Annotated in this window: 10 protein-coding genes; 7 read left to right on the forward strand and 3 right to left on the reverse strand. The window is 73.1% G+C overall.

The features are described from left to right. Positions 1 to 12: 12 nt before the first annotated feature. Together rnc and mutM are read left to right on the forward strand one after the other, a co-directional pair. Positions 13 to 867, forward strand: a complete 855-nt coding sequence (gene rnc / locus ACFWU6_RS05860; protein WP_383808441.1) for a ribonuclease III — start codon at positions 13 to 15, stop codon at positions 865 to 867. A gap of 132 nt (positions 868 to 999) precedes the next feature. Next, a complete protein-coding gene (mutM, locus tag ACFWU6_RS05865) occupies positions 1,000 to 1,860 on the forward strand; it encodes a bifunctional DNA-formamidopyrimidine glycosylase/DNA-(apurinic or apyrimidinic site) lyase (protein ID WP_383808438.1) in 861 nt (286 codons plus the stop codon). Here mutM and ACFWU6_RS05870 read toward each other — a convergent pair. Next, the gene (locus tag ACFWU6_RS05870; RefSeq protein ID WP_383808435.1) at positions 1,833 to 2,252 is read right to left on the reverse strand and encodes a winged helix-turn-helix transcriptional regulator; all 420 of its coding nucleotides are present in this window, start codon (positions 2,250 to 2,252) and stop codon (positions 1,833 to 1,835) included. The genes mutM and ACFWU6_RS05870 overlap by 28 nt on opposite strands. 124 nt (positions 2,253 to 2,376) lie before the next feature. On the opposite strand from ACFWU6_RS05870, the gene ACFWU6_RS05875 reads away from it, so the two are divergent. Continuing rightward, a complete protein-coding gene (locus tag ACFWU6_RS05875) occupies positions 2,377 to 2,997 on the forward strand; it encodes a flavodoxin family protein (protein ID WP_383808432.1) in 621 nt (206 codons plus the stop codon). 45 nt (positions 2,998 to 3,042) lie between these two features. Here ACFWU6_RS05875 and ACFWU6_RS05880 read toward each other — a convergent pair whose 3' ends face one another. Next, complete coding sequence (locus tag ACFWU6_RS05880) at positions 3,043 to 4,044, reverse strand: CAP domain-containing protein (RefSeq protein WP_383978752.1); 1,002 nt, start codon at positions 4,042 to 4,044, stop codon at positions 3,043 to 3,045. Between the two features lie 138 nt (positions 4,045 to 4,182). Here ACFWU6_RS05880 and ACFWU6_RS05885 point away from each other — a divergent pair, with 138 nt between their 5' ends. The 4 genes from ACFWU6_RS05885 to ACFWU6_RS05900 all read left to right on the forward strand — a co-directional run bounded on the left by ACFWU6_RS05885 (position 4,183) and on the right by ACFWU6_RS05900 (position 11,175). Further along, positions 4,183 to 4,464 carry an acylphosphatase gene (locus ACFWU6_RS05885; RefSeq protein ID WP_383808427.1) on the forward strand — a complete coding sequence of 94 codons (282 nt, stop codon included), beginning with the start codon at positions 4,183 to 4,185 and terminating at the stop codon, positions 4,462 to 4,464. A gap of 348 nt (positions 4,465 to 4,812) precedes the next feature. After that, positions 4,813 to 5,031, forward strand: a complete 219-nt coding sequence (locus ACFWU6_RS05890; protein WP_383808424.1) for a hypothetical protein — start codon at positions 4,813 to 4,815, stop codon at positions 5,029 to 5,031. 178 nt (positions 5,032 to 5,209) lie between these two features. Further along, entirely contained in the window at positions 5,210 to 9,487 is a 4,278-nt protein-coding gene (locus ACFWU6_RS05895) for an AAA family ATPase (protein WP_383978755.1), read from the forward strand. A 257-nt stretch (positions 9,488 to 9,744) separates the two neighbouring features. Then, entirely contained in the window at positions 9,745 to 11,175 is a 1,431-nt protein-coding gene (locus ACFWU6_RS05900) for a sugar porter family MFS transporter (RefSeq protein WP_383808418.1), read from the forward strand. A 40-nt stretch (positions 11,176 to 11,215) separates the two neighbouring features. Here the strand turns inward: ACFWU6_RS05900 and ACFWU6_RS05905 are convergent, their stop codons facing one another. Then, positions 11,216 to 12,202: an LLM class flavin-dependent oxidoreductase gene (locus ACFWU6_RS05905; protein ID WP_383808415.1), complete on the reverse strand. Its 987-nt coding sequence runs from the start codon at positions 12,200 to 12,202 to the stop codon at positions 11,216 to 11,218. Position 12,203: the final 1 nt, after the last annotated feature.

The raw sequence follows: 12,203 nt of genomic DNA on the forward strand, positions 1-12,203 counted from the left end.
GTGAGAGGCGCAATGTCTGAGCTGTCCAACGCTGAGAAGCAGGCAGACAGTAAGAACGCGGCCTCGTCCCACACGCTTCTGGAAGGGCGGCTCGGGTATCAACTCGAGACCGCCCTTCTGGTGCGTGCGCTGACCCACCGCTCGTACGCGTACGAGAACGGCGGTCTGCCCACCAACGAACGGCTGGAGTTCCTCGGGGACTCCGTGCTGGGCCTGGTGGTCACGGACACGCTGTACACGACCCACCCGGATCTCCCCGAAGGCCAGCTGGCCAAGCTTCGGGCCGCGGTGGTCAACTCGCGCGCACTGGCGGAGGTCGGGCGCGGCCTCGAACTCGGCTCCTTCATCCGGCTCGGCCGGGGCGAAGAGGGCACGGGTGGCCGGGACAAGGCGTCCATCCTCGCCGACACCCTTGAAGCGGTGATCGGCGCGGTCTACCTCGACCAGGGCCTCGACGCGGCCTCGGAGCTGGTTCACCGGCTCTTCGACCCGCTCATCGAGAAGTCCTCGAACCTCGGGGCCGGCCTGGACTGGAAGACCAGCCTCCAGGAGCTCACGGCCGCGGAAGGTCTTGGTGTTCCGGAGTACCTGGTCACCGAGACCGGTCCGGACCACGAGAAGACCTTCACTGCTGCCGCTCGCGTCGGTGGTGTCTCGTACGGCACCGGCACCGGCCGCAGCAAGAAGGAAGCGGAACAGCAGGCGGCGGAGTCCGCCTGGCGCGGTATCCGCGCCAAGGCGGACGAGCGGATCGCGGCACAAGCCGCGGCCGCCCAGGCCGCCGTGGTGGTGGTGAAGGCTCCGGCCGACGCCGCGGCCGAGGAGGGCGGGGCGCCGACGCCCGCCGACCCCGCGCCGACCGCCTGACCCCTTCCTTCGGCTCTGCCCCGCCCCGCCACCTGTCCGCAGGTGGCGGGGCGGACCCGTTTCCGGGGCCCGGGGCGGGGGCCGGTAGGCTCGGCGGCACCGCCCAGACCGCGTTGACCCGGAGGAGGATCCGTGCCCGAGCTGCCCGAGGTCGAAGTGGTGCGGCGGGGGCTGGAGCGCTGGGTCGCCGGGCGGACCGTGGGGTCCGTCGAGGTCCTGCACCCGCGCGCGGTGCGCCGGCATCCCGGCGGCGGGGCCGACTTCGCGGCGCGGCTCCGGGGACGGACGATCGAGGTGCCGCAGCGGCGCGGCAAGTACCTCTGGCTGCCCCTCGACGGGCGGGACCTGTCCGTGCTCGGGCACCTCGGCATGAGCGGGCAGCTGCTCGTGCAGCCGCAGGGGTCCCCCGACGAGAAGCACCTGCGCGTCCGCGTCCGGTTCGAGGACGACCGGGGCACCGAGCTGCGCTTCGTCGACCAGCGGACCTTCGGCGGACTCTCCCTGCACGAGAACACGCCCGACGGGCTGCCCGACGTCATCGCGCACATCGCCCGGGACCCGCTGGACCCGCTGTTCGACGAGGCCGCCTACCACCTCGCGCTGCGCGCGAGGCGGACCACCCTCAAGCGGGCGCTGCTGGACCAGTCCCTGATCAGCGGCGTCGGCAACATCTACGCGGACGAGGCGCTGTGGCGCGCCCGGCTGCACTACGAGCGCCCCACCGCCACCCTCACGCGCCCCCGCAGCGCGGAGCTCCTCGGCCATGTCCGGGACGTCATGAACGCGGCGCTCGCCGTCGGCGGCACCAGCTTCGACAGCCTGTACGTCAACGTCAACGGGGAGTCGGGCTACTTCGACCGTTCGCTCGACGCCTACGGCCGCGAGGACGAGCCGTGCCGCCGCTGCGGCACCCCGATGCGGCGCAGGCCCTGGATGAACCGGTCGAGCTACTTCTGCCCGCGCTGTCAGCGGCCGGCGCGCGCCGCGTCGTAGGTCCCCCGGGCGGCCAGCACCTCTGGCATGCTCCCCTCCAGGAAGTGGATGAGGCCGAGCAGCCGGTCCGCGACCCCGATGCCGAGCGGAGTCAGCTCGTAATCGACGCGAGGCGGGTTCGTCGGCTGCGCCTCGCGGTGGACGAGGCCGTCGCGCTCCAGCGCGTGCAGGGTCTGCGAGAGCATCTTCTCGCTCACGCCCTCCACCCGCCGGCGCAGCTCGTTGAAGCGGCACGGGCCTTCGCGCAGCGCGCCCACGGTCAGGCTGCCCCAGCGTCCGGTGACGTGCTCCAGGGTCTCCCGGGACGGGCACGCGCGCGCGAAGACATCGAACGGGCATTCGGATGTGGATGCGGATTCGGCGGCTTCGGTGCAGGCGGCTGGTGTGTCCATGAGGTAAGCGTACCTCCGCGCAGCGCTAACTGATGGGTTGCGCTTTCGAAAAGTAAGTGCTTCTCTTTTCCTTGTCGCAGCACACCCGTGAGGCGGCGCAACGCCTTCCCCGAGGGAGATCCACGTGTCCGCCATCGCCCCCACCCCCGTCGTCGCCATCGCCTACCACTCCGGCTACGGCCACACCGCCGTCGTCGCGGAGGCCGTTCGCGACGGCGCCGCCCGGGCCGGAGCCACCGTCCACCTGATCACGGTGGACGGGATCGACGACGCGCAGTGGGAGCTGCTCGACGCCTCTGACGCGATCGTCTTCGGCTCCCCGACCTACATGGGAACCGCCTCCGGCGCCTTCCACGTCTTCGCCGAGGCCACCTCGAAGCGCTGGTTCGGCGACGCCTGGCAGGACAAGGTGGCGGCCGGCTTCACCAACTCCGGGTCCAAGAGCGGCGACAAGCTGCACACCCTGCAGTACTTCCAGACGCTGGCCGCGCAGCACGGCATGAGCTGGGTGAACCTGGGCCTGAAGCCCGGCTGGAACTCCACCGCGGGCTCCGAGCACGACCTCAACCGCCTGGGCTTCTTCTCCGGCGCGGCCGCCCAGACCAACTCCGACGAAGGCCCGGAAGGCGTCCACGCGGCCGACATCGCCACCGCGGAGCACCTGGGCCGTCGCGTCGCCGAGCAGACCCGGATCATCCTCGCGGGCCGTGCGGCCCTGGTCGACGCGGAGCTCGTCTCGGTCTGACGGGCGGGTCCGGGCCGGCCCCGGGGCCGGCCGGGCCGGGGGCGGTCAGAAGCCGAAGTCCTGGGTCCACCAGGGGCCGCCGGCGGCGACGTGGGCGCCGACGCCGAGCGTGCGGAACTCGCAGTTGAGGATGTTCGCCTTGTGGCCCGGGCTGTTCATCCAGGACTTCATCACGGAAGCGGCGTCACCCTGGCCGCGGGCTATGTTCTCGCCGCCGAGGCCCGACAGGCCGGCCTGGGCGGCGCGGTCCCACGGGGTGTTCCCGTCCGGGTCGGTGTGGTCGAAGAAGCCGCGGACGGCCATGTCCTTGCTGAAGGCTCCGGCGAGCGCGGCCAGCGGCGGATTGGAGCGGACCGGACCGCACCCGGCCCGGGCGCGCTCCTGGTTCACCAGCGCCAGCACGGCCGCCTCCTCGGCGGAGTGGCCGTCGCCGGGCTCGGGGGCCGGCGGTGCGGGGGCGGTCGGCTTCGCCGGAACCGGAACCGGAGCCGGGACCGGAGTGGGAGCGCTGCTCTTGCGCGGTGCCTTCGCGGAGGGGGCCGGGGCGGCGGGGGTGCCCGGGGCCACGGGGGCGGGCGGCCGGGGCGGCACGGAGGCGGGCGCCGGGGCCGACGGGGGCGCCGGGGCCGAGGGGGGTGCCGGGGCCGAGGGGGAGGCGGAGGCCGACGGGCTCGGCGGGGCGGAAGGCGAGGGGGAGGTCGACGGGCTGGCTGAGGCCGACGGGGTGGGGGAGGCCGACGGGGTGGGGGAGGGGCTGGCGGAAACACCCCCGGAGGGGGTCCGGCCGGACAGGTTGGCGAGCCCTCCCTGCCGCTGCGGGGAGCCGTCCGGAGTCGGCGGCGACGCGGCGCCGGCCTCGGCCCTGTCCTCGGAGGGCGCGGCGTCGACGCCCACGTAGGGGAAGGAGCTGCCGACCGGGACCATGCCCGTGGTGACGGCCGCGGCGCCGAGGGCCACGGCCACCGAGGCGCCCAGCAGGCCGGTGCGCAGGGCGGTTCCGCGCTTGCCCGCGCGGCGCGGGGCGGCGTCCAGTCGGTGGCGTCCCATCGGCGTCGTGCCCTTTCCTGAAAAGACCAAGATCATCCTTTACTCACCCAAATGGGTGAGTTCATTGCTGCGCGACTGTACGCCATGGGGTCAGGGGGCGATGTGCTCCGAAAGTCTTTGCCCGGTTAGCGTTCACGCATGAATGAAGACGTCCGCCTGACCGCCTGGGTGCGCGGTCGAGTGCAGGGAGTGGGCTTCCGCTGGTTCACCAGGGCCAATGCCCTCGAGATCGGCGGGGTGATCGGCTTCGCGCTGAACCTGGACGACGGCCGGGTGCAGGTGGTGGCCGAGGGTCAACGTGAGAATTGCCACCGGCTGCTCGACTGGCTGCGCTCGGCCGACACGCCCGGCCGGGTGGACGGCGTGACGGAGATCTGGAGCACACCGCGGGGCGGCTACGACGGCTTCGCGATCCGCTGAGCGATCGACTGATCATGTACTGATCACATCCGTCCGGCGTCCGTACCCGGTCGGAACTGCGCATTCTTCGTCGGCGCGTTGCCGAAGCGCACGATCCGTGGAAGGCTCGTAAGTGAGGATGATCTCCACTCTCCTTGCGAGAGCCGGGCTGCCCGCCGATACAGGGCGTGATCGTGTTGACCGTCAAACTTTTTGGTGAGACGCTGGAAGCCCCGCGCACCTGAGCTGTTTGGCAGTGTTGGCAGTAGTAAGCGCAGTGACTGTCAGTTGCTGCCGGACACCGCGGGTGCGATTCCCTCACGACCCACACCGCTCCGGTCGGTCACTCAGTGTGGAGGACCATCCATCATGGCAAAGGCGCTTCTCGGTTACGTCGGCGGTTCCGATCCGCGACTCCTCGCCGAGATGCGACGGCTTCAGCAGCGCGTCCAGGACCTCGAGTCCGAGCTCGTTCGGATTCAGTCCGAAAATGACGCGCTGAACGCGGCCGCCGCTCAGCACGACGGAGACTCGCTGCTTGACGGCATCGACATCGGCGTACCCCAGGCCGAGCCTGCGCTCACCTGATCCGAGCTCACCCGGTAGTACCGAGCTCGTTCGTCGTTGACTCCAGCCCCGTCTGATCTGCAAGGGACGCTTCGGCGTCCCTTCTTTCTTGGCACCCCGTCCGGACCGAGCCGTTCCCGGCGGTCGAACCCCGTACCTTCACGGGCGAAACCGACCGGAAAAGGTAGAGTCCGGCGGCGTGCACCTCAAGTCCCTGACCCTGCGCGGCTTCAAATCCTTTGCTTCCGCCACCACCCTGCGCTTCGAACCCGGCATCACCTGTGTCGTGGGTCCGAACGGCTCGGGCAAGTCCAACGTGGTGGACGCGCTCTCCTGGGTCATGGGTGAGCAGGGCGCCAAAACGCTGCGCGGCGGGAAGATGGAAGACGTCATCTTCGCCGGGACCACCGGACGCCCGCCGCTCGGCCGCGCCGAGGTGTCGCTGACGATCGACAACTGCGACGGCGCGCTGCCCATCGAGTACGCCGAGGTCACCATCACGCGGATCATGTTCCGCGGCGGCAGCAGCGAGTACCAGATCAACGGCGACACCTGCCGCCTCCTCGACATCCAGGAGCTGCTCTCCGACTCCGGCATCGGCCGGGAGATGCACGTCATCGTCGGCCAGGGCCAGCTGGACTCCGTCCTGCACGCCGATCCCATGGGCCGCCGCGCCTTCATCGAGGAGGCGGCGGGCGTACTGAAGCACCGCAAGCGCAAGGAGAAGGCGCTGCGGAAGCTGGACGCGATGCAGGCCAACCTCGCGCGCGTGCAGGACCTGGGCGACGAGCTGCGCCGCCAGCTGAAGCCCCTGGGGCGGCAGGCGGCGGTGGCCCGGCGGGCGGCCGTCATCCAGGCGGACCTGCGGGACGCGCGGCTGCGGCTGCTCGCCGACGACCTGGTGGCCCTGCGGCGGGCCCTCGACGCGGAGGTCGCGGACGAGGCGGCGCTGAAGGACCGCAAGGAGGCCGCCGAGGCGCGGCTCGCGGCCGCGCTGCGGCGCGAGGCGGAGCTGGAGGAGGACGTACGGGAGCTGGCTCCGCGCCTCATCCGGGCGCAGCAGACCTGGTACGAGCTGTCGCAGCTCGCCGAACGGGTGCGGGGGACAGCCTCCCTGGCGGACGCGCGGGTCAGGAGCGCGACGGCCCCGGCGGAGGAGGAGCGCCGGGGCCGCGATCCCGAGGAGATGGAGCAGGAGGCCGCGCGCATCCGCGAGCAGGAGGCCGAACTGACGGCCGCCCTCGAGGCCTCCTCGCGCGCGCTGGAGGACACCGTCGAGCACCGGGCGGGGCTGGAGCGGGCGCTGGCGGAGGAGGAGCGGCGGCTGCGGGACGCGGCGCGGGCCGTCGCCGACCGGCGCGAGGGACTGGCCCGGCTGACCGGGCGGCTCGGTGCGGCCCGCTCGCGGGCGGGCGCCGCACAGGCCGAGATCGACCGGTTGGTCGCCGCGCGGGACGACGCGCAGAGCCGGGCACAGACGGCGCAGGAGGAGTACGAGGCGCTGGCGGAGGAGGTAGGCGCCCTCGACGACCCGTCCGGGGAGGGGGAGTACGAGGCCGCGCGGGCCGAGCTGGCGGCGGCGGAGGCGGGGCTGGCCGCGGCCCGGGACGCGGTGACGGCAGCGGAGCGCTCGCGCGCGGCGGTCTCGGCGCGCCGGGACGCGCTGGCGCTCGGGCTGCGGCGCAAGGACGGTACGGGTGCGCTGCTGGCGGCGCGGGAACGGCTGGCCGGGCTGCTGGGGCCGGCGGCGGAGCGGCTGTCGGTGGCGCCGGGCTACGAGGTCGCGGTGGCGGCGGCACTGGGCGCGGCGGCTGACGCGGTGGCCGTGGCCACCCCCGCGGCGGCCGCCGCGGCCATCCGTCACCTCCGGCACACGGACGCGGGCCGGGCCGCCCTGCTGATCGCCCCGGAGCCCACGGGTACCCCGCCGACTGCGCGAACCGCGGCGGTCCCGGGGGCGCCGGAACACACGGGTGCCCCGGCGGTTCCGGGTGCCCCGGCGGTACCGGCGCAGACCATGGCGGCACCGGCGGTCACGGCAGTCCCGGGGACCCCGGCGGGCACGGCTGCTCCGGGGGTTCCGGGGACCCCGGCAGGCACGGCAGGCACGGCTGTCCCCCTGGGTGCCCCGGGTGCCCCGGGGGCCCCGGAGGTCACGGCGATTCCGGGGACCCCGGCGGGCACGGCTGCCCCGGGAATTCCGGCGACCCCGGGTGCCCCGGTGCAGACCGCGGAGGTTCTCGCGGGTACGGCGGTTCCGGGGGTTCCGGCGCTCCCCGAGGTTGCCGGTGCCCCGGCGGTCCCGGTGCAGGCCGCGCCGGTACCGGGGGTCACGGCGGTTGCGGGTGCCCCGGGGGTCACGGCGGTTCCAGGCCCCCCGGCGGTCCCGTTCCAGGCTGTGGAGGCTCCGGGGACGTCGGAGGTCCCCGGGCAGGCCGTGGGGGCGGTCGGCGGCGGGCGGAGGGTCGAGGGCGCGCAGGCCGCGGGGGCGGCCGGGCACGGGCAGGGGTCGGAGGGTGTGCTTCCCGGCGCGGCCGGCGGCGGTGGGGTCGGCTCCGGGGGCGCACTCCCGGTCGGCCGGGCCGCGGGTGCGGGCGCCCTCGGGGTCGCCCATCCGGGGCGGCCCGCGGAGGTCGCCGACGCGGCCGGGCGCGTGCTCCCGCGTCCCGCAACGGGCCCCGCCGCAGCAGTCGGGTTCGTGCACGGGGACGGCGCGGCGCTGCGGGCCGTGGCCTGGGTCCTGCGGGACCACTTCGTGGTCGCGAGCCTCGCCGAGGCCGAGGCGCTCGTCGCGGAGCGGCCCGACGCCGTGGCCGTGACCGTCGAGGGTGACGTACTCGGGTCGCACCTGGCACACGGCGGATCCGCCGGGGCTCCCAGCCTCATCGAGGTCCAGGCCGCCGTCGACGAGGCGGTGGCGGAGCTGGCCCGCCTGGACGGACGGTGCCGGGAGCTCGCCGGAGCGCAGGAGGCCGCCCGCACCCGGCACCGCGAGGCCGCCGCGCTCGCCGAGGAGCTGGCCGAGCGGCGCCGCGCCGGCGAGCGGGCCCGGGCCGGGGTCGCCCAGCAGCTGGGAAGGCTCGCCGGGCAGGCGAAGGGGGCCGCGGGCGAGGCCGAGCGCAGCGCGGCCGCGGCGACCAAGGCCCAGGACGCCCTGGAGCAGGCGCTGTTCGAGGTGGAGGAGTGCGCGGAGCGGCTGGCGACGGCCGAGGAGATGCCGGCGGAGGAGGAGCCGGACAGCTCCCGCCGGGACCGGCTGGCCGCCGACGGCGCCCGTGCGCGGCAGACGGAGATGGAGGCGAGGCTCCAGCTCAGGACGCACGAGGAGCGGGTCAAGGGGCTGGCCGGCCGGGCGGACTCGCTCGACCGGGGAGCCCGCGCGGAACGGGAGGCCCGCGCCCGGGCCGAGCTCCGCCGGGACCGGCGGCGCCGCGAGGCCGAGGTGGCCGGGGCGGTGGCGGACGGAGCCCGGCAGCTCCTCGCCCACGTGGACGTGTCGCTGCGCCGCGCCGAGGAGGAGCGGGCCGCCGCGGAGTACGCCAAGGGACTGCGCGAGCGGGAGCTCGCCGAGGCCAGGAGCGCCGGCCGGGAGGTGAAGGGCGAACTCGACAAGCTCACCGACTCCGTCCACCGGGGCGAGGTGCTCGGAGCCGAGAAGCGGCTGCGCATCGAGCAGGTGGAGGCCCGGGCGCTGGAGGAGTTCGGCGTGGACGCCGCGGGCCTCGTGGCCGAGTACGGGCCCGACCAGCCGGTCCCGCCGTCCCCGGCCGCGGACGGCGAGGAGCTCCCCGACGACCCGGAACACCCCCGCAACCGGCCGGGCCCCTTCGTCCGCGACCGGCAGGAGAAGCGGCTCAAGGCGGCAGAGCGCGCCTACCAGCAGCTCGGCAAGGTCAACCCGCTGGCACTGGAGGAGTTCGCGGCGCTGGAGGAGCGCCACCGGTTCCTCAGCGAGCAGCTGGAGGACCTCCGCAAGACGCGCGCCGACCTGCTCCAGGTGGTGAAGGAGGTCGACCAGCGCGTCGAGCAGGTCTTCACCGAGGCCTACCGGGACACGGCGCGCCAGTTCGAGGGGGTCTTCGCGCGGCTGTTCCCCGGCGGCGAGGGCAGGCTCGTCCTGACCGATCCCGACAACATGCTCACCACCGGCGTCGACGTCGAGGCCCGTCCGCCGGGCAAGAAGGTCAAGCGGCTGTCGCTGCTGTCCGGCGGCGAGCGCTCGCTGACCGCCGTGGCGCTGCTGGTCGCCATCTTCAAGGCGCGGCCCAGCCCGTTCTACGTGATGGACGAGGTGGAGGCCGCGCTCGACGACACCAACCTGCAGCGGCTGATCCGGATCATGGAGGAGCTCCAGGAGAGCTCACAGCTGATCGTGATCACGCATCAGAAGCGCACGATGGAGGTCGCCGATGCCCTGTACGGCGTCTCCATGCAGGGCGATGGAGTGTCCAAGGTGATCAGTCAGCGGCTCCGCTAGACCCCCCGCTTGTTCAAGCTTTGAATGATCCACACTTCCACGATGCGGGTCGACCCCATCCGAATCGGACGGATGGGTTTCTCGCGGGCTCTTGACTTCAAGAAGTGAACTCATAAGCTCTCCTCTGTCGCCCGGACGTTCAGGTGGTGGTGTGCCGTTTGTTGTGCCCCACTGGTGGAACACGATCAGGCGACGACCCGCACACCAGTACCAACCCCCACGCTGCCCGCCGTCGGCGCCGGGCCCAGGAGCGCACCTTGACCAGCACAGCGAACGCACCCGCGGCAGGCGGTGGAAGCGCGTCCCAGCCCGAGCACCTCGGGCACGTCATCTTCATCACCGCCGCCGCGGCCATGGGCGGATTCCTCTTCGGCTACGACAGCTCCGTCATCAACGGCGCCGTCGAGGCCGTCCGCGACCGCTTCGACGTCGGCTCGGCCGCCCTCGCCCAGGTGATCGCCGCCGCACTCATCGGCTGCGCCTTCGGCGCGGCCACCGCGGGACGCATCGCCGACCGGATCGGCCGCATCCGCTGCATGCAGATCGCGGCCGTCCTGTTCACCGCGAGCGCGATCGGCTCCGCCCTGCCGTTCGCCCTGTGGGACCTCGCGATGTGGCGCATCATCGGCGGCTTCGGCATCGGCATGGCCTCCGTCATCGGCCCCGCCTACATCGCCGAGGTCTCCCCGCCCGCCTACCGCGGCCGGCTCGCCTCCTTCCAGCAGGCCGCCATCGTCATCGGCATCGCCGTGTCGCAGCTGGTCAACTGGGGCATCCTCAACCTCGCCGACGGCGACCAGCGCGGCGAGCTCGGCGGCCTCGAGGCCTGGCAGTGGATGCTCGGCGTCATGGTCGTCCCGGCCGTGCTCTACGGGCTGCTGTCCTTCGCCATCCCCGAGTCCCCGCGCTTCCTCGTCTCGGTCGGCCGCATGGACAAGGCCAAGACGGTCCTGCGCGAGGTCGAGGGCGAGCACATCGACGCCGACGCCCGGGTCCGCGAGATCGACGCCGCCATCCACTCGGAGCAGAAGTCGACCTTCAAGGACCTGCTCGGCGGCCGCATGGGCTTCCTGCCGATCGTCTGGATCGGCATCGGCCTCTCGGTCTTCCAGCAGCTCGTCGGCATCAACGTGATCTTCTACTACAGCTCCTCGCTGTGGCAGTCGGTCGGCGTCGACCCGAGCTCCTCGTTCCTGTACTCCTTCGAGACCTCCGTCGTGAACATCATCGGTACGGTGATCGCGATGCTCCTCGTGGACCGGATCGGCCGCAAGCCCCTCGCCCTCATCGGCTCCGTCGGCATGACGATCTCCCTCGCGCTGGCCGCCTGGGCCTTCTCCTACCGGTCCGGCACCGGCGCGGACGTCACCCTCCCGGAGACCCAGGGGCTCGTGGCCATCATCGCGGCCAACTGCTTCGTCCTCTTCTTCGCCCTGTCCTGGGGCGTGGTGGTCTGGGTGCTGCTCGGCGAGATGTTCCCGGGCCGCATCCGCGCCGCCGCCCTCGGCGTGGCGGCCGCCGCCCAGTGGATCGCCAACTGGGTCATCACCGTCAGCTTCCCGACGCTGTCGGACTGGAACCTGTCCGGCGCGTACGTCATCTACGCGGTCTTCGCCCTGCTCTCGATCCCCTTCATCCTCAAATGGGTGCCGGAGACCAAGGGCAAGGCGCTGGAGGAGATGGGGTAGCCATCCCCGCCACCACCCCTCTCCTCGATACTGCCCCGGCTCAGTCCTTGAGCCGGGGCAGTACCTGTTCGCACAGCAGGTGCAGGCTCCGCCAGCCCTCGTCCAGCGGCATCCCGCCGCACAGCGGGTGCAGGACCAGGTTCCCCGCCTCGCCCGCGCCCTCGGCGTACGCGACCGCCTCGTCCGGGGTGAGGATCCGGTACACGCCCTCCTCGCGCAGCTCCGCCACCGAGCGCGCGCCGGACCGTACGGCGCTGCGGATGTCCTCGGACTGCCAGGACGCGTACGCGCGCGCCTCGTGCAGGAAGCGCTCGCCGTGCTCCGCCCAGGTGCGGTCCGGGTCCTCGGCGATGTGCAGCAGCGGAGTCCGGGCGGCCGGCATCATGCAGAAGCCCTCCGTGCCGTACTCGGCGAGCCTCGCCCGGTAGTACGCCTCCAGCTCCGGCAGGTGCGCGCTCGGGAAGAACGGCAGCCCCAGTCGGGCCGCGCGCCGGGCCGCCGCCTCGGAGCTCCCGCCGACCAGCAGGAGCGGATGCGGCCGGGTGAAGGGCCGCGGGGTGACCCGTACGGTCCGGCCGCGGAACTCGAAGGGCTCGCCCGTCCACGCCGCGAGAAGGGTCTCCAGCAGTTCGTCCTGCAGCCTCCCGCGCCGGCGCCACTCCACGCCCTGCTGCTCGTACTCCTCGGGCCGGTAGCCGATACCCGCGACGGTCACCAGGCGGCCGCCGCTCAGCAGGTCGAGCACCGCGATGTCCTCGGCCGCCCTCAGGGGGTCGTACAGCGGGCCGATGATCGCCGAGACGGTGACCGCGATCCGGCGGGTGGCGCCGAAGACCGCGCCCGCGAAGGCGAAGGGGGAGGGCAGCCAGTTGTTGCCGGTGCCGTGGTGCTCCTCGGTCTGGATGGTGTCGATCCCGCGGTCGTCCGCGTAGCGGGCCATCTCCAGCGCCGCCCGGTAGCGGGCGGAGAGGGACTCGGGGGTGCCGTCGGGGTCGACGAGATTGAACCGGGCCACGGTGACGGGCATG

The sequence above is a fragment of the Streptomyces sp. NPDC058674 genome (genome assembly GCF_042716505.1).
Taxonomy (GTDB): Bacteria; Actinomycetota; Actinomycetes; order Streptomycetales; family Streptomycetaceae; genus Streptomyces.

Excerpts from the sequence above, each read along its gene's own strand:
- rnc (WP_383808441.1), top strand. The coding sequence starts at position 13 with ATGTCTGAGCTGTCCAACGCTGAGAAGCAGGCAGACAGTAAGAACGCG.
- ACFWU6_RS05890 (WP_383808424.1), top strand. The coding sequence starts at position 4,813 with ATGGCAAAGGCGCTTCTCGGTTACGTCGGCGGTTCCGATCCGCGACTC.
- ACFWU6_RS05905 (WP_383808415.1), bottom strand. The coding sequence starts at position 12,202 with ATGCCCGTCACCGTGGCCCGGTTCAATCTCGTCGACCCCGACGGCACC.
- ACFWU6_RS05885 (WP_383808427.1), top strand. The coding sequence starts at position 4,183 with ATGAATGAAGACGTCCGCCTGACCGCCTGGGTGCGCGGTCGAGTGCAG.
- ACFWU6_RS05880 (WP_383978752.1), bottom strand. The coding sequence starts at position 4,044 with ATGGGACGCCACCGACTGGACGCCGCCCCGCGCCGCGCGGGCAAGCGC.
- ACFWU6_RS05870 (WP_383808435.1), bottom strand. The coding sequence starts at position 2,252 with ATGGACACACCAGCCGCCTGCACCGAAGCCGCCGAATCCGCATCCACA.